The sequence below is a fragment of the Roseiconus nitratireducens genome, assembly GCF_008629675.1.
GTDB classification, from domain to species: Bacteria; Planctomycetota; Planctomycetia; order Pirellulales; family Pirellulaceae; genus Stieleria; species Stieleria nitratireducens.
Genome location: NZ_VWOX01000002.1, coordinates 123,730 through 140,068, shown reverse-complemented (window position 1 = coordinate 140,068; position 16,339 = coordinate 123,730). Strand labels below are relative to the sequence as shown.

The window sequence follows — 16,339 nt, the reverse complement described above, 5'->3', positions numbered from 1 at the left end:
TTGAAAGCGAACGTCCCATTCGCCAAGTGTTTCCGATTGTTTATCCCGCTCGTTCCAGTCGAACTCTGCGAAGGTCCTCGATGCCCATCGCCCGCAAGGAGCTGGCGCCCGAATGAAGGTTGCGAATCCGGTCCGCATTGCGTCGGCAACGCTCGGCCATGTTGGAGTCGCCCAAGTCGATCGATTCCAACAACTTGGGAATCTCTTTTGGTTCGTCGTAAATCCATCCGATGGTGCCGCTGACTTTGTTCGCCAATCGGACCTGATCGGCAAGCCAGCAACGATTCGGAACGACGACGGGAACGCCGCGGATCATCATTTCCAGCAAGACACCGCTGCAGCGTGCCGCGTAGCGCCGGGCATCGTAGAGGAACAGTCCCACATCGGCGCTGTCGAGCCAGCGGTGGTATCGGTCGCTGGAAAGATTGCCACCCAAAATCTCCAACGGTCCCGTCGGGGAGGGATCGGCTAGGGCTATTCGGCAATCGTCCTGAAGCGACTTGGGGATCATGCGTTGCCAGCGGCGTGGCGGAAGCTGCATCGACCATTGCATGCGCCCGCTGCGGAGCAGACTGGATTGGATCTCTTGCAGAATGAATCGGATCTGCCCGCGGCCCTTCTCCGCCCGCGGCATTCCCGCCAAAACAATCTTTCTTGCGGATTGTTCGGTGGCGGCCTCTCGAACGGTTTCGCGCGGCCGGGTCGGATAGGGAACAGCTGTCGCCGGGATTCCAACCGCTCGAAGTTGTTCGGTCAGAGGCTCCGTCGTCGCGTGCAACCAGATCTGGTGATTGCGGCGGCGAATGTGTCGCACCATCTCCAAAACCTGGCGGCCGTAGGCATGGGCTCGGGCGGTGACGTTTTGGTCGTAAACCGCGAAGTGAAAAAAGACGTGCATCGACAACGGCGGCAGATCGTCCAGCTGGTCAATGGACTCCGCCAGCGCGATCATTTGAAAGTCGCCACCGGTGTTGACGACGATCCGGTCGGCCGGCTGAGGCGCGAATTTTCGGACGGATTCTTCGAAGGCGCCGGCCCAGGCACGCAACATCTTTCCTGGTTGCCTGCGCGGACGAGCCGCGTAGTCGCAGATCCGTTGAGCGGACCGTGTCCAAATGCTGCCTCCGGTCGGGATCCCCCGCAGGTTCCGGTCAACCAGCGCGGGGCCGTCGACTCCTAGAGACCAGTCTTCCATCCGACGCGTCTGGAATCGACATGCGAACGGCAGGTGAATCAATCGTGCGTCCGACCGGGCGGCGGGATTTCGGTTCAGCAGCGATGCGTGGGTGACCAGCTCCGGATCGTAGCCCAATTCCGCGCCGCCTTCGGCCAACAAACTTGCCAACTCCAGGTAGTGCCCGCCAACGTCGCGAATGTTGTCGTCCAGAAAGAGCAGTCGTGGTTTCATCTAGCGGTCGCGAATCCTGCGTTCAATGCGGTTGGCAGATTATTTCGTTGCAACATCCCGATCCTTCTAGTAGCAAGGTTTTGCGGGCGCGTCCACGTGAGTTTTTGGGGCCGAGGGGCGTGCTCCGGTTACTGGTTCCAAGGCTCCGGCCTTGGAACCGGCTGTCTCGCAGGCTCCGCCTGCTCAATGGCGTGGGAAGTTAAAACTCCTCCAGACAGCCTGGCGGAGCCAGCTTTCAGTGCGTTCCCAGGCGGGAGCCTGGGAACGACGCGTGCTCCTCCACTGGTCGGTAGGCTCGGGCCTGCACGACCGGTGTGCAGGAGTGAACGTGAGTCTGCAAGTTGGGCTTGCCACCGTGACCGGATATTTGCGACAGGCAAGGCGATGCCAAGATGGCCAACCAATAAAACCTCGCAATGCTTCGCTCATGGGAGACGATCACCGCGATGAAGACCAAACGCTTCACTCAAACCCTGATCTTGGCGGCGCTGTTTGCATTCGCCGCCGGTCCGCTTGCTGAAGGTCAAGAACCCGACCTCGCCGACGCACCCGCACCGGGTCCGATTGGCCGCATGATGAACGGATTGAACCCGGCAAACTGGCAGATGCCCAAACTGAAAATGCCGACGATGGACCGCTTCATGCCCACGCGGGACGAGCAGGACCGGGTGATCACCAAGAAGAACAGCCTGGTCGACGAGGTGTCCAAGACTGCCAAGAGCAGTTGGACGCGAACCAAGGACACGCTGAATCCGATGAAGCTGATCCCGGCCGGATTCAAGCAGAACCAGCAAACCGAGCCGGCCCCGAAGGAGCCGGGATTCTTCAGCCGCTTATTCTTTCCCGAGCCGGAGCGTGATACGACGTCGGTGAACGATTTCCTGAAGCAGGATCCAATCCGCTAGGTTCCGTTCGAACAAACGTCGCCACGCTCGCCAGAGCGTGATTTGCCACCGTCTGGCGACGGCAGCCACACGGATTGTTGTGTGCTCCAGGGCTGATCAGCCCTCGGCGACACGCGATTGAAAGCGATCGAACAGATAGTGACTGTCGTGCGGCCCCGAAGAGGCTTCGGGGTGATGCTGGACGCCAAACGCGTTGGCGTCACGGTGCCGCACGCCGGCGATCGTGTCGTCGTTCAAATTCCGGTGCGTGATTTCCAGGCAATCCGGAAGCGATGATTCTTCGACCGCAAAGCCGTGGTTCTGTGTCGTGATCTCGACCTTTCCGGTCTCCAGGTCCAAAACCGGTTGGTTGGCACCGCGGTGACCGAACTTCAACTTGAAGGTCTTCGCGCCACAGGCCAGTGAAAGCAGCTGATGGCCCAGGCAAATTCCAAAGACCGGCCGCTTCCCGATCAGTTCACTGATCGTCTTTTGCGCGTAGTCCAGAGGTTCCGGATCGCCAGGCCCGTTGGACAAAAAGACGCCATCGGGCTCCAGGTCCAAAATCGCCTTGGCGTCGGTATCGCCGGGAACGACGGTCACGCGGTTGCCTCGCGAAACGAAGTGCCGCGGGATGTTCCACTTCATGCCGAAGTCCATGCAGACGATGTGTGCCGCGGTGGGATCTTCGTCGTCCGGTTTCCCGCGTTTGATTTCGTAGGCGGTCCATTCGTCCAAGTGCGTGTCCCAGTGGCGGGACTCTTTGGGCATCACCTCGCGAACGATGTCGCGCCCAATCAAGCCGGGCGACTGTTTCGCTTTTTCCACCAAGCTGGCGTCATCCAGGTCGGCCGTGGACAGGATGCCCCGCATGGCACCGTGTTCACGGATCCGGCGCACCAGGGCCCGGGTATCGATGCCGGAGATGGCGACCACGCCGTGCTCCTTCAGATAGCCGTGCAATGCGCCTTCGGCGCGATAGTTACTGTAGATTCGGCTTCGTTCGCGAACGATGAATCCTGACAGGGATGGCTTCTCGTGTTCGATGTCGATCGAGTTGACGCCGTAGTTACCGATCTCGGGATACGTCATCGCGACAATCTGACCGCGGTAACTGGGATCCGTCAGGATCTCCTGGTATCCGGTCATCGAGGTGTTGAAAACCACCTCACCGGTGATTTCGCCTTCGGCACCAAAACCTTTTCCGGTGAACACCGTGCCATCTTCCAGTGCCAATTTTGCCGTTAAGGACATCGAAAACCCGCGTCGATCGTTGCGAAATGTGGTGAAAAAACAAATTCCCGCAAGCTTAACGGCGGCACGGAAATTCGACGAGTGGTCGCGGGGCGAATTTCACGTCAGAAGCCCAAATTCCCCGTCGCGTGGTGGCCAACGGCATGGAAACTGCCCACGCAGTGCCGCCTGCGGCAGCAAGGGCTGCCGCGCTGGGAACCATCCATTCGGGGCGTGCTGAGCGTTCGTCGTCTTTCACTCCGTGAAAGCTGCGTCCGTTCCTGCTGCTCACGACGGGCGGAAGGCGACTTCGCAGAACACTGGGCGTGGAAACCAACGGCCTGTTCGTGTCAGGCCTGCTTTGGCGATCAGGTATCGATCAGATCATCGGGAGACAGAATCGGAACATCGTTCTCTTCCGTTTCCTGTTTCTCTCGCCACGGTTTGCCGGCGCGATAGCTTTCCAGTTCGCCCTCGAGCTGTTCGATCTGGTGATGTTCTTGCTGCTTGCCCAGTTCGACCGCCTTGGTGCTCCATTCGACCGCTTTGTCGAAGTCGCCGGCTTCGGCATAGGCCGCCGCAAGCGTGCTCAGAATGTGAGGCTCTTCGCCCTGGCTGAGGTCGACGGCGCGATTGGCAAGTTCGACCGCACGCTCACCGTTGCGGACTCCTTCCTGCGGGCTGGTGGCCAGAACCCAAGCCAGATTGTTCAGCAGGCCCGACAGATCGAAACTTTCGTTGTCGTCACCTGCCGCCTTGAGGGCCCGTTCGTAGTCGTTGATCGCTTCACGGTGTTCTCCGACCGACAAGAGAGCGTCGGCACGCGAACGCAAAACGGAAACGTTTGTCGGGTCACGGTCCAGGATGGTGGTCAGCACTTCGATGGCTTTACGAGGGCGTTCGTCTTGCAGATACAGGTTGGCCAGTTGCAGCTGCCGCATCGCGTTTTCCGGGTCTCGCGAAATCAGCGTCTTCATTTCGTTGATGGCGTCCGCCATCCGGCCTTCCTCGATCGCGATCAGGCAGCGAACAAAGATTGCTTGTTCAACGCCGGCCACCTGGGGCGCGATCCGTTCGGCCGCCCTCAAGTCATTCTTGGCCGCTTGAACATCCTGTCGCGAGATCGCAATTTCGGCCCGTGAAAGCAGCGCCAGCGGATCCTTGGGTTGCATCGCCAAGGCTTTGTTCAGATCCGCCAGGGCCTCGTCCTCTTTCAACTGCATCCGGTACAGAATGGCCCGCATGCGATACAGGCCTTCGCTAGGTTCTGCTTCCAAGGCTTTGGAAAGCAGTTCCAGGGCGTCATCGACGCGGTCCATCTCGGCCAGCTGTTGGACGACGGTTTGGGCGACCCGTTCGTTGGTGGGGTCCTTGGTCAGGACAAGCTCCAAATCTTCGATCGCTCCGCCGACGTCGTCTTGTTGCAGTCGCAATGCGGCGCGGGCTCGCAGCGCTTCCAGATTCTCCGGGTCATCGCGGACCGCCGCATTGAGGTCCTCCATGCGCTTCTCGTCTTCACCGGGACCCCATGTCAACGCTCGCAGAACCAGGGCGGCGCTCCGTTCGACAGGATTGTCCTTCAGGATTTCGATGGCCTTGGTCGTCGCGTCGGTGATGGCCTGCTTGTCACCGCCAGGCAGCATGTTCAGCCGCGCGATCAGCAGGTAGCCTTCGACCAGTTCGGGATCGTTCTTGATCGCTTCCTCCAACGTCGACAACGCTTCGTCTCGGAGGGCCAGGGGCCGGTTACCGCCGGCTTGTCCCATCGCCGCGATCAGCTGCTGGCTTTTTTGCAACAAAACCGACCCCAGCATCTTCTTCGCGAACGCGGCGTTCTCGCCGGTCAGTCCCTTTTTGACGGCAGACTGCAGCAAACGTTCGACCGCCTGCAGTTCTCGCTGGCTCTTCGCCTCAAAACGCAGGATGGCCGCCTCGTCCAAATCGTTCTGTCCCGGGTCGGCCGGAGTGGTGTCGAGATCCAACGACAACTCGCCCGGACTTTCTTTCGGCGCGGCGTCTGACGGCGCGTCCGTGTCCGCGGTCTGACTCCCCTCTCCGGATTCCTGCTCGGTAGTCTCCGCGGCGGGCGGGTCCGCTGTCGCCTCCTGGGCGGACGCAACCGAAAGCCGGCCGGTGGCGAACGAGAGGCTGATCGAAGCGAGAGCCGTTAGCAAAATACGACCGAAGGGCGTACGCAGAAACGATTGGGACATCACAGGGGCTCGTGCGGGTGGTTCAGTTTCTAAACTCCCGTCATTATTACGCGTTGACCAACCGATGCGTAGATGAGCTTTCCCGGAAAAGCGGCCCGGGAGCATCAAGTTTGTCCACTGAGAGCCATCCGAAGGCAGATTATTGGGCCGTGCGGCAGCCGAGAATGCGGAAAACTTTTTCGCTCCGCAGGGCACGCCCTTCGTGCAAACCGCCGGGCCGGAAAGAGCCGATGCCGGCGGTCGGTTGGCCTGAAGTCAGCCGTCGGGTACACCGCTGGCGTCCCCCACGATCTTTGCGGATCACACGGAAAGGGCTCGCGGATCACCGGACCACCCGAACGATCCGGCTCCCGCTCCGTGTGCCGACTGCAATCCGCTGGCCAGTCCCCACCCGGAGAAGGATGGCGACGGAGTTCACTCGGTGGCGGTGTCGGTCAACCCGTGACCGTTCCGTGGTTCTCTGAATTCTTCGAATCCAATTGCTTCTGCAGCTCTTCGCAGCGATCGCGAAGTTCCAAGTGTTTGGCATACAGCCGGTTAAAGTCGGTGGCTGCGTCTTGCCAAAAATCGTCGGGACGGAACTCCAGCTTCTTGATCTTCTTGCCTTCGGCCAGCTCGTTCAAGGCTCCGCGGAGACGCGTCATGGGCCCGGCGAAACGATGGCTCAGCTTTACCATGTCTCTCAGGAAGACCGGCACCAGCATGACCATGATGACCAACAAGGGTACCTGATGAGCCAGCGATTCACGAAGGGCTTCCATGAACGACTGGTGAACCGGGTAGAACGCAACACGCACAAAGACGCTCAAGGCCAGCAGGCAGAACAGCATCAAGCACCAGTGCGTCAAGACGCGGCTGACAAGGGCCCATTGGACCTTGGGGTCAGACAGATACAGATTTCGTTGCGACATCGGTGGGATCTGGGAGAGAGCCAAGATTGGATGATTCACGACAGGCCAACAGGACTCGTCCTGCGGTCATTCCATGAAATCTAGCTCGCCCAATTGCCACCGGCGTTGGTTTTTCGCAACCCAATTTCGCCGGGTTTTCGTTGCAACCGATACGACCGGAACACCGTGAACGCGACGCCGGCAAATTGTCGACACCGTGTTGCCGGGGCGGCAATTCACCGATCGAGATGTGCCGATTGGTGCGGTAGGACCAATTTGCTGCGTCTCGGCGCGTCCCCGGTGGCGGCGGCCCTCACAAGATCTGGACGGATACCATCATGGATGAACCTCAACGACTTCCGCGACGGGAACCGTTCGCCGCGAAGGGAGGGGCGCGACGTCACGTCCTAAAAGCGGTTCTGTTGTGCACCGCAATTCTCGCGGCGGACGGCACCGCGAGGGCCGATCACCACGGAACGCTGTCCCGCATCGGACGCTGGTGGGGCGTGGGGCACGGTGACGGATACCACACGTGCAAAAGCGGCGGGTGCCGCCCCTGCGCCGACCTGCCACCGCGAACGTATTACCATCAATTTGCGCCCGCCAAGCCGGGGCTGAGTTGCGGGCTGGTCTATCCCGCGGGAACGGGATTGTGTGCGAGTCACCCCTGCGATTGCGATACCGCACCGCATTGTCACCACGGTGTGGGCGAAGGGGAAATTGGTTTTCCTGCCCTGGGTGCCGAAGAGGTCTCGGCTGCAAGGGACCATGGCGGAGCGTCATTCGAGACCGGAGTGCCCGGGGAGTCCGTTCCGATGCAAGTTGATCCGAACGAACGCGAGTCGCACAGCGGACGAGCTCCGAATCGGACGGACGACCTGCCACCGCAGGTTCTCGAGGACACCTCGCCGGAAGCATCCATGCTGCTGCCGTCGCCGGCCGCGACGGGGTCGGACGCCGAGGTGCGGCGCTCGCTGCCTATCGAAGAGGACGCGCCGGTTCAGTCGCCGGCCGACAAACGGTCTCAGCCCGGCCTGGCCCTTCCCGAAGGATTCGACGAGGCCCTCCGGCAGGAATCGCGCGGTGGCGATCTCCCCGACTCGCCGGACCAGAACCCGGGCGTCCCGCGCCGTCTGCCGCGTCCGGCCGACACCGCGCCGCAGCGTACTGAGCAAACCGAACAGGCGGCCGACCGCTCCGGCGCCGCCTCGGCGGCCGATTTCATCACGCTTCACAAAACGATGTCACCGGGCGGCGGCCAAGTCGTCTCGCCCCATGGCGTGCGGGTCAACCCGTTTGTGCAGACGCAGTCGCCAACCACGCAGCAACGCATTCGGATCGCCGTGCGACCGAGTCAACCTGGGACGTCGTCCAACGTGATCCGCCAGCCACGCTGATCGAATGCTCGGCGGGCAGTGGCGCCCAGTAGATGCCGATCGAAACCTGCCGGGCCGATCGAATCAGGTCAGGCTGACTTGATGTCGTCGAACCCGCGAAGGTCGTAGGGAATGCCGATGTAATCCAGCAGGTTGCACAAGCCTCGCAATGCGACCCCGAATCCGTCCGGCCCACTAAAGCCTCCGAACTGTCCTCCGCCTTTGACGTGCGGTTCCAAATCCAGGAAAACGCCGTCGGCACCACGCTCGGTCATGCGTCGGTGGAGTTCTGGCAGGAAGGACTTGAGGTCGCGGAAGATCGCCTCGTGCCCACAATCCCCGCGGTCCGCCGGGACGAAATTGTCCAAGCTGGCTTCGTCAACATGCTCGATGCGGCCCGTGGGCGAGGGATCGTGATAATCCTTGACGTGCAACCAACCCATGCTGGGTTTCATCGCGACGTACTGCGCGAAAGTCTCGTCGGGCGTGAAGCCTTGCGTGATGATGTTGGCTCCGTCGAAGATCGTCAGCATGGCGGGGTGGTTGACCTTCTCCGCGATTGCTTCCAGCAGCGGTCCGGTTTGACCGACCAGGTTGGCTTCAACTTCCAATCCGAAGGTCAGGCCGCGTCGGTCACAGACTTCGGCGATCTGGCCAAGTTGATCGGCGACCTGTTCCAAGTGGCTCTCGGGTGACGTCCCCTTGGGATGGTAAAAGGAGAAGCCTCGAATCAATTTCGCGCCGAAGGCCTCCGCGCGATCGCAAGCCGTCTGCACATCCTCCTGCAGATACTGTTTGAAGGGAACGAATTTGTTGGCGGTGCCGTCATCCACATCCAGCAATTTCACTTTGCCGATCGGTGATCCGATGCTGCTGACCTTCAGACCGTAGTCCGCCTGCATCTGGACCAGCTTTTGGATTTCCGGATCGGTCAGTGCCATCACGTTCTTGATGCCATCGCCGGCGTCGACAAACCGGATGGAATAGTAGCGGAGTCCGAGCGCAGCGAAGGCGGAAAACTGTTCGGCGGCGGTCTTGTTGTTGGCGGCCTCGTCGGCGAAGCCGGACAGCAGGACGGGAAGGTTCTCGGGCATGGTGGTCAAGAAGGGCTACGGTTGGGGGGCGGGATGTTGGACGATGATATTGCTGTGCAGTCCGCCGCGGGGCGTCCACTGGCTTTCCACGGTTGCCGTTTTCGGCTGTACAACGGCCACGAAGTCATCCATGATGCGGTTTGTCACCGCTTCGTAGAAAATTCCTTCATTGCGAAACCGCTGCAGATACATCTTCAAGCTTTTCAGTTCCACGCAAACTTTGTCCGGGACGTACGTGAAGATGATCTTGCCGTAATCCGGCTGGCCGGTTTTCGGGCAAACAGAAGTGAACTCCGGGCAGTGGTGCACGATGGTAAAGTCTCGCGACGGGCTGGGGTTGTCAAAGACCTCCAGCAGGTCACGGAAATTCGCTGAATCACTCAATGTTTTGATCTCTCCCTTGGGAAAACCGCAAGTTTCGCACGCTCCGATCGAATCGACCAGGGGCCGACGTGCCGCTGATACGCTGCCGATCGCCGACCCCGGAACCGGTCTGGCCCCAAACGGCGACAATGCGAACTTGATCGTATCTGGCCCGGCCGATCAGGGATCGACTCAGGTCCGTGTTTCCGAAACATTCGTCAGTCGGCAGGGCGAAGGCCGGCTGGTCGGCACCGAAAGCTTCTTCATCCGGACCAGCGGCTGCAATCTTCGCTGCTGGTTTTGCGACACGCCCTACGCATCGTGGCACCCCGAAGGCCAGGTGATGGCGATTGACGCGCTGGTCGATCGTGTCCATGGCGAGGGGCCCTCGCACGTCGTCCTGACTGGTGGCGAGCCGTTGCTGCCTGCCGCTGCGGTCAACTTGTCGCAGGCACTGATGGACGCCGGATTTCATTTGACCATCGAAACCGCCGGGACGATCGATAAACCGATCGCCTGTGACCTGCTTTCACTCAGCCCTAAGCTCGGCGGCAGCGCTCCTGATCCGGGCGAACATCCGCGTTGGAATCGCTTGCACGAGGAACGCCGGTTGCCGCTGGAAACCATGCAGCGGTTGATTCATGCGGCTCGGGACTTTCAGGTGAAGTTCGTCGTGAATGATCAACGACAATTCGACGAAGCGGCCGAAATCGCGGAGGCACTGGACGTGAAGGGGGGCAACGTCTTCATCATGCCGCAAGGGACAACGCTGGTGGAATTGGACCGAGCCGAATCGTGGCTGCGACCGTTGACCGAGTCCGTCGGCTACCATTATTGCGACCGGATGCAAATCCGCTGGTACGGTAATCGTCGCGGCACCTGAGCCAGTCACGCGCATCGTAAAAACGCTGCCTGCCGGGTACTTTCCGGCAGCCGGACCGTTTTTCCCAGCAGGGACGCACGATCGGAGCAACCGCGGGTGAACCGATCGTGCCCTGTTTCCGCTGATGGCGGTCCTGGTCGCTCTTCAACGCCGCCTTTTCCCCTCCACTTCCACCGCACGCGGCGGTCTCAATGTTTGTCATGCAACGTCCATCTTTTCCGCGAACTTCTTGTCGCGCCGTGCTGACCGCGAGTCTCTGTTTCGGTTTCGTCGCAGCGATTGGTGGCTTCGAAAATGCATCGGCTCAGAATCCAAACCTGAAACGATTTCAACAGCAACAAAAGCAACTGCAACGGCAGATGGAGCAGCGGCTCAAGGAGGCGGCGGCCAATCAGCCCGACCTGCCTGCCGATCCCCAACTTCTGTCGTTGCACAAAGAGTACATCGCCAAGGCCGAGAAGTTGGCCAGTGAGTACGAGCGGAAGAAGCAGTACGACAATGCCCGGGAAGTCTACGAGGCCATGGTTCGGCTGGTTCCGAACTATGCGGAGGGCGAAGCGGGCGTCCAACGCATGCTGCAGATGCAAACCATGAAGGATCGCAAGATTGCCCAGGTTTCCGCGGCCGGATCCTGGCAAGATTCAGGGGCAAAGTTGCAAAAGGGGATGCCGGTGCACGTGGAAGTGAAGGGGACCTGGAAGGTGGTTCTGGAAACCGGGCCCGAAGGAGTTCAAATTCCAGACGATCAAAAGCTCCCGGATTCTCGCATCAAGTTGGGCGCTTTGATCGGCGTCATTGCGGATTCCTCCGGTGACCTGGACAAACAGAAGCCGTTTTTGATCCGAGCTGGCGACGATTTTGTTGCCGACCGGACCGGCCACCTGTTTCTGCGGATGTATGATGTGGACCCCACGGACAACCAGGGCGAGATGCTGGTGCTGATTCAGAGCACGTTTGGCAACTAGCAGTCGGTTGATTTTCAAACCGGGCGTTCCGCAACGTACGTCTTCTGTTCCAAAAAAGCAGCGGCAAGAACGCAACTTTCACAGAGTGAAAGGCGACGATCGAGAATCAATACGCTGCTAGAGTCGCGTCGGAAGTAGCCGTGGGGCAATCGCATGGTTTTTCCCACGGAGCACCACTCATGAGTCGACCGTCGCTGCCGCTGATCCTGATCGTATCCTTCCTGGGCTTCCGGGGGATCGCTGTCGGTGCGGACCCACCGATGAATTTGTTGGTGATCCAGACGGATGAACATAATTTTCGCACCTTGGGATGCTACCGCGACACGTTGCCCGCGGACCAGGCGTTGATCTGGGGAGAGGATGCGGTCGTCGAAACTCCGGCGATCGATTCGATCGCCGCGAGGGGTGCCATCTGCACGTCTTTCTATGCGACCAGCCCCGTCTGCACGCCGTCGCGCGCGTCGCTCTTCTCGGGGTTGTACCCCCAGCGAACCGGCAGTCCCCAAAACAACCTGCCGATGAACAGCGACGTGGTGACCTTTGCCGAAGTGTTGCGTGCTGACGGTTACGCGACCGGCTACGCGGGGAAATGGCATCTGGACGGCCCTGGCAAACCCCAGTGGCAGCCGCGCCGCAAGTTCGGTTTTGATGACAACCGTTTCATGTTCAACCGTGGTCACTGGAAGCAGTTCGAATTGACGGACGACGGTCCGCGAGTTGCCGCGAGGAACGCACGCGACCAACCGACCTACGGTGTCGAGGGAGCCGACGAAAAGAGCTTCTCAACCGATTGGCTTGCCGACCGCGCGATCGAATTCATTCGTAAAAACTCAGCAGGCCCGTTTTGTTACCACCTCAGCCTTCCGGATCCCCACGGGCCCAATACGGTGCGCCCGCCGTACGACGACATGTACATGGACCGGGTCATCCGATCGCCGATGACGTTCTCGATGGTGAAAGACAATCCGGCTTGGGCCGCGCCCCAGGGCAAGAACGGCACGATGCAATTCAACGCTGCCAGCATGGCACGATACTTCGGCATGGTGCGCTGCATCGATGACAACGTCGGAAAGATTCTGAAGGTTTTGGATCAGCTAGATCTAACGGACCGAACCATGATTGTCTTCACCTCCGATCACGGTGACCTGTGCTATGAGCATGGGCGGCTGAACAAAGGGAATCCCTACGAAGGGAGCGCAAAAGTTCCCATGCTATTAGCTGCTCCCGGTGTGGTTCCAGCCGGCACACGCATCGATCACGCTTTGGGAACGGTCGATTTCATGCCAACCGTTCTTTCACTTCTTGGCAAAGACGTTAAGCAGGAATTTGATGGCCGAGACGCATCGGGTTTCTTCCGCGGAACGCCTCCGGCTGACTGGAACGACATCACGTTTTTGCGGGCCGCCGGCGCCGGACCCCCGTCGTGGCTGGCAGCGGTGACCGACCGATACAAGTTGGTTGTCTCCACGTCCGAACGCCCCTGGCTGTTCGATCTGCAGAGCGATCCGAATGAATTGAAGAATGCGATCGGTCAGGAAGAGAATCGTCAAACCGTTCGCCGATTGGCAAAGGAGCTGATGGGATACGGCGAATCGTCTGCCGAACCGCAATTCAAAAAGGGGCCGCTGATGGAACAGTTGCAATCGCTTTCCAAAGTAGACGACTCCGCTTCGAACTAGATGCTTCCCGGCTTCAACCCGTCTTCAAGTTTTTCCAATTCGATCCGCCCTCCTATTCCCCACCGGTACGAACATGATTCGAAATCTGAAAATGACTGGCTTCTTGTTGCGAGTGCTGTCATTGATTCTGGTCGCCACACCCGCGCTGGCCGGCGAACGTTTGTTGGAAGACCACTTTGAACGCTCGGAGCAGAACGACCAGGAGGAACAGGTCGGCAACGGCTGGGGAACCAACAGTGCGTCACGGGCCAAAGGCAACAAACAGGTGGATCTGGTCGATGGCGCGCTCAAGATCACGCGGCATCCGGTGGCTGACCACGGGGTGTCCGTTGTCCACGACTTGGAGTTCAAGGACGCGACGATATCGTTGCGATTTCGGATTGGAGAAGGAGATCAGTTGGGAATCAACATTGCCGACATGAAAGAAAAGAGTGTGCATGCCGGTCACCTTTGTGTCGCCAAAATCCGCTTGAATAAGCTAACGCTGATGGATTTGAAAACGGGGCGAATGAACTTGGAGACGCGAGATCGGTCGAAGGCGGGGAAATTGACGGCTGAGGATCGAAAGCGAATTGCCGCGAAGCAAAAAGAGTTCCCGTTGCAGCTGTCCGCCGACACCTGGCACGATCTCCAGGTCGATCTGAAGGGCGAGACGATGACCGTGCAGATCGATGGATCAACCGTCGGGCAGTTCCTGTCGCCGGGCATCGGCCATCCCACCAAGAGCCGATTGCGGTTGGCGGTCGAAAAACAGGCCTGGGTCGATGACGTGACGGTTGATCGCAACGACTCTTGATGGCCCGGCCACTCGCTTGCGCAGGAGTAGCGGGGCATGCAACGGTTAGAGTTTGAAACGCTGCAGGAATTGCAACAGCATCTGCAGGCTGGAAAGTCGGTGGATCATGCCGTCTTTCACGCGTTGGATCTGCGGCCGCTACGGGAAGAGCTGTTGGCGGCCAAACCGCGTCGGCCGATCCTGTTGGGTTGCCGAGTCGACGATCCGACCCTGGATGCGATGGAACATCCGGTGGTCTTTCCCCCGTTGGACGATTTACCGTTTCGTGCCTACCGCGGCGATCTGTACACGCCGGAGGAGCTGTTGGGCGGATACAAGATCGGCGATCCGGAGGGGCATGCGAAAACCCTGGACGGCCGCTGCTTTCGGCATTACCAACAAACGCATCAGGCCCATGCGGCCGATGCGTACGTGACTCTGGCCCGGCGACTGCACGACCATTCGATCACCGATGCGCTGCAGGAACTAATCGAAGGTCGAAACGTGGTGGCGATCATGGGTGGCCACTCGATGCCGCGGGGGACCGAGCTCTATCTGCAGATCGCACGGCTTGCACGCGATCTGACCCGTCGGGGGCTGTTGGTTACCAGTGGCGGCGGACCAGGGGCCATGGAAGCGACGCACCTGGGTGCCTGGTTTGCTGAACGAGATGACGAGGAACTGCAGCAGGCCAATGCGATGCTTGCCGCGGCCCCCCAATACCAGCCGATCACCCAATGGATGGATGCGGCATTTCGCGTTTGCGAATGCTTTCCGCTGACGTCGTCATCGGCCTGCGAAAGCCTGGGGATACCGACTTGGCTGTACGGTCACGAGCCGCCCACTTGCTTTGCAACCAAGATCGCGAAGTATTTTGCCAACAGCGTGCGTGAGGAGGGCTTGTTGGCGATCGCCAACTGTGGCGTGATCTTTACGCCGGGTAACGAGGGAACGATCCAGGAAGTGTTTCAGGATGCCGCCCAGAACCGCTACAAAACCTTTGAACACGCCAGCCCGATGGTGTTTTTTGGGCGTGACTACTGGACGAACCAAAAACCGATCTACCCGGCGCTGAAGACGATTTCCGCGAATCGCGACTACAACACGCTGATCACGATCACGGACGATCTCGGCGCGATCGTTCAGACGGTCACCGACTTTGCTCATACGCTGGCCAAGCACCGATCGCTGTCTGATCGGTAGGATTGGTCCGTCGGGTCAAGCGACCATGGACCGACGGTGATACTTCCGGCCTGCCTGGGAGGGGGAAAAAGATCGCTTCAATTCAGCCCGGTTCTGGCGGAACCAGGAAGCAACTGTTCCCAGCGTGTAGGGAAACGGTCCGTGCCCACGCTGAACCGAACTTTCCAATGTCGCTTTCCAAGCGCTGAGCATCGGTTTCATTTGACGATAGGCGTCGCGGCCGACGGGTGTCGCAGCAACGGCGCTGACTTCGCCGCAGTGAATCAAGTACCAGGTGTGGCATCCGTCGTACCCGGGGACGGCGTACACAAAGTTGTAGGATCGCCGCGCCGTGGCCAGCATCGTCAGCTTGCGGTGGACGTACTGCAAGCAACGCAGGCTTTGGTAAGCCTTACCGGCAAGCTCGTACTGCTGGTCGCGCGATGCGGACTCCATTCGCTGCTGCAACTCGAGCAACGGTTCGTCTGTTGCACCGCTGAGGAAACGTTGCGCGGCGTCGACCTGGTTGGCGTATTCCTTCTGCGTGCACGCAGCCGCACACGGCCCCAGACAGGTCCCCAACTCCAATCGCAGACATCCCGGTCGATGGTCGATCTCGAACAGCGACAGTTGTTCGGCGAACTGGAAGGTTTGCTTCTGGCTGCAATCACGAAGTTGAAACACTTTGTTAAGCGTGTCGACCGCAACGCCCATCCGCTTGGCGCCAAAGAACGGACCCTGAATCGCCTGGCATTCCTTCGGCGGCTTGGGCGCAAGAAAGAATTGCGCCGCCGGTGCTCGTCCCAAACACAGGTACACCGGCCGCTGGCGCTTGGGCACCCCTTGGACATTCCAGCGAGGGGAGAACTGTCGGATCAGCTGTTGTTCGCGCAGCAACGCTGCAAACTCACTCGGTTGCGTTTCCCACTGGATCGCACGAGCGGATTCGATCAGTCGTCCGCCTTTTTCCTCTTCGTTGGACGCGGCGAAGTAGCTCAGCAGACGCGAACGCAGTGACTTGCTCTTTCCGACGTAGATCAGGTCGCCGGTTCGATCGAGCATCCCGTACACGCCGGGAACTCGAGGGCAGGATTCGACGATCTGTCGACGCAGTGAGTCCTTGCTATCGCCACCGACGGCCTCGACGGGCCGGGCGGGTCGTGGGTTGAACGGGTCCACCCCGAACCCGAATTGCGTCTGTTTTGAATCGAGCACGTCCATGGCCGGCCCTCCCTGTCATTCGTCCCTGTCATCACGCCGGGGCACAGTATGGCCGATTTCGCCGGTGCGGGGAACCGAAATCGGAGATCGGGAGCGCGCCGCAAGCTGGCTCCGTCAGCGGGGCGCGATGGGGCAGGCGGAGCCTGGGAGAACAGTGGGTTCCAAGGCCGGAG

Annotated in this window: 14 protein-coding genes; 7 read left to right on the top strand and 7 right to left on the bottom strand. The window is 59.9% G+C overall.

The features are described 5' to 3' along the window. Positions 1-40 precede the first annotated feature (40 nt). Positions 41-1,408, bottom strand: coding sequence for a glycosyltransferase family 4 protein (locus FYK55_RS03165; RefSeq protein WP_150074809.1), 1,368 nt, complete (start codon positions 1,406-1,408; stop codon positions 41-43). Between the two features lie 416 nt (positions 1,409-1,824). Here FYK55_RS03165 and FYK55_RS03160 point away from each other — a divergent pair, with 416 nt between their 5' ends. Beyond that, positions 1,825-2,313, top strand: coding sequence for a hypothetical protein (locus FYK55_RS03160; RefSeq protein ID WP_150074807.1), 489 nt, complete (start codon positions 1,825-1,827; stop codon positions 2,311-2,313). A gap of 96 nt (positions 2,314-2,409) precedes the next feature. Here the strand turns inward: FYK55_RS03160 and carA are convergent, their stop codons facing one another. The 3 genes from carA to FYK55_RS03145 all read right to left on the bottom strand — a co-directional run bounded on the left by carA (position 2,410) and on the right by FYK55_RS03145 (position 6,649). Next, positions 2,410-3,546, bottom strand: coding sequence for a glutamine-hydrolyzing carbamoyl-phosphate synthase small subunit (carA, locus tag FYK55_RS03155; protein ID WP_150074805.1), 1,137 nt, complete (start codon positions 3,544-3,546; stop codon positions 2,410-2,412). A 347-nt stretch (positions 3,547-3,893) separates the two neighbouring features. Then, positions 3,894-5,738 carry a tetratricopeptide repeat protein gene (locus FYK55_RS03150; protein WP_150074803.1) on the bottom strand — a complete coding sequence of 615 codons (1,845 nt, stop codon included), beginning with the start codon at positions 5,736-5,738 and terminating at the stop codon, positions 3,894-3,896. Positions 5,739-6,172: 434 nt separating this feature from the next. Next, entirely contained in the window at positions 6,173-6,649 is a 477-nt protein-coding gene (locus FYK55_RS03145; protein WP_150074801.1) for a hypothetical protein, read from the bottom strand. Positions 6,650-6,966: 317 nt separating this feature from the next. Between FYK55_RS03145 and FYK55_RS03140 the strand changes: the two genes are divergently transcribed. Beyond that, the gene (locus tag FYK55_RS03140) at positions 6,967-8,025 is read left to right on the top strand and encodes a hypothetical protein (protein WP_150074799.1); all 1,059 of its coding nucleotides are present in this window, start codon (positions 6,967-6,969) and stop codon (positions 8,023-8,025) included. Between the two features lie 68 nt (positions 8,026-8,093). Here the strand turns inward: FYK55_RS03140 and FYK55_RS03135 are convergent, their stop codons facing one another. Together FYK55_RS03135 and queF are read right to left on the bottom strand one after the other, a co-directional pair. Next, positions 8,094-9,098: a sugar phosphate isomerase/epimerase family protein gene (locus FYK55_RS03135; RefSeq protein WP_150074797.1), complete on the bottom strand. Its 1,005-nt coding sequence runs from the start codon at positions 9,096-9,098 to the stop codon at positions 8,094-8,096. A gap of 15 nt (positions 9,099-9,113) precedes the next feature. Beyond that, on the bottom strand, positions 9,114-9,482 hold the full coding sequence (queF, locus tag FYK55_RS03130; protein WP_150074795.1) for a preQ(1) synthase: 369 nt from the start codon (positions 9,480-9,482) through the stop codon (positions 9,114-9,116). Positions 9,483-9,498: 16 nt separating this feature from the next. On the opposite strand from queF, the gene FYK55_RS03125 reads away from it, so the two are divergent. The 5 genes from FYK55_RS03125 (at position 9,499) to FYK55_RS03105 (ending at position 14,966) form a co-directional block, all read left to right on the top strand. After that, on the top strand, positions 9,499-10,344 hold the full coding sequence (locus FYK55_RS03125; protein ID WP_235908388.1) for a 7-carboxy-7-deazaguanine synthase QueE: 846 nt from the start codon (positions 9,499-9,501) through the stop codon (positions 10,342-10,344). A 200-nt stretch (positions 10,345-10,544) separates the two neighbouring features. After that, positions 10,545-11,309: a hypothetical protein gene (locus FYK55_RS03120; protein ID WP_150074793.1), complete on the top strand. Its 765-nt coding sequence runs from the start codon at positions 10,545-10,547 to the stop codon at positions 11,307-11,309. Positions 11,310-11,488: 179 nt separating this feature from the next. Beyond that, positions 11,489-12,988 carry a sulfatase family protein gene (locus tag FYK55_RS03115; RefSeq protein WP_150074791.1) on the top strand — a complete coding sequence of 500 codons (1,500 nt, stop codon included), beginning with the start codon at positions 11,489-11,491 and terminating at the stop codon, positions 12,986-12,988. A 91-nt stretch (positions 12,989-13,079) separates the two neighbouring features. Continuing rightward, a complete protein-coding gene (locus FYK55_RS03110; RefSeq protein ID WP_235908387.1) occupies positions 13,080-13,784 on the top strand; it encodes a family 16 glycoside hydrolase in 705 nt (234 codons plus the stop codon). A gap of 36 nt (positions 13,785-13,820) precedes the next feature. Beyond that, entirely contained in the window at positions 13,821-14,966 is a 1,146-nt protein-coding gene (locus FYK55_RS03105; protein WP_150074789.1) for an LOG family protein, read from the top strand. Positions 14,967-14,981: 15 nt separating this feature from the next. On the opposite strand, the gene FYK55_RS03100 is transcribed toward FYK55_RS03105, so the two are convergent. Continuing rightward, on the bottom strand, positions 14,982-16,166 hold the full coding sequence (locus tag FYK55_RS03100; protein WP_150074787.1) for a GIY-YIG nuclease family protein: 1,185 nt from the start codon (positions 16,164-16,166) through the stop codon (positions 14,982-14,984). Positions 16,167-16,339 lie beyond the last annotated feature (173 nt).

Excerpts from the sequence above, each read along its gene's own strand:
- FYK55_RS03165 (WP_150074809.1), bottom strand. The coding sequence starts at position 1,408 with ATGAAACCACGACTGCTCTTTCTGGACGACAACATTCGCGACGTTGGC.
- FYK55_RS03160 (WP_150074807.1), top strand. The coding sequence starts at position 1,825 with ATGCTTCGCTCATGGGAGACGATCACCGCGATGAAGACCAAACGCTTC.
- carA (WP_150074805.1), bottom strand. The coding sequence starts at position 3,546 with ATGTCCTTAACGGCAAAATTGGCACTGGAAGATGGCACGGTGTTCACC.
- FYK55_RS03150 (WP_150074803.1), bottom strand. The coding sequence starts at position 5,738 with ATGTCCCAATCGTTTCTGCGTACGCCCTTCGGTCGTATTTTGCTAACG.
- FYK55_RS03145 (WP_150074801.1), bottom strand. The coding sequence starts at position 6,649 with ATGTCGCAACGAAATCTGTATCTGTCTGACCCCAAGGTCCAATGGGCC.
- FYK55_RS03140 (WP_150074799.1), top strand. The coding sequence starts at position 6,967 with ATGGATGAACCTCAACGACTTCCGCGACGGGAACCGTTCGCCGCGAAG.
- FYK55_RS03135 (WP_150074797.1), bottom strand. The coding sequence starts at position 9,098 with ATGCCCGAGAACCTTCCCGTCCTGCTGTCCGGCTTCGCCGACGAGGCC.
- FYK55_RS03120 (WP_150074793.1), top strand. The coding sequence starts at position 10,545 with ATGCAACGTCCATCTTTTCCGCGAACTTCTTGTCGCGCCGTGCTGACC.
- FYK55_RS03115 (WP_150074791.1), top strand. The coding sequence starts at position 11,489 with ATGAGTCGACCGTCGCTGCCGCTGATCCTGATCGTATCCTTCCTGGGC.
- FYK55_RS03110 (WP_235908387.1), top strand. The coding sequence starts at position 13,080 with ATGACTGGCTTCTTGTTGCGAGTGCTGTCATTGATTCTGGTCGCCACA.
- FYK55_RS03105 (WP_150074789.1), top strand. The coding sequence starts at position 13,821 with ATGCAACGGTTAGAGTTTGAAACGCTGCAGGAATTGCAACAGCATCTG.
- FYK55_RS03100 (WP_150074787.1), bottom strand. The coding sequence starts at position 16,166 with ATGGACGTGCTCGATTCAAAACAGACGCAATTCGGGTTCGGGGTGGAC.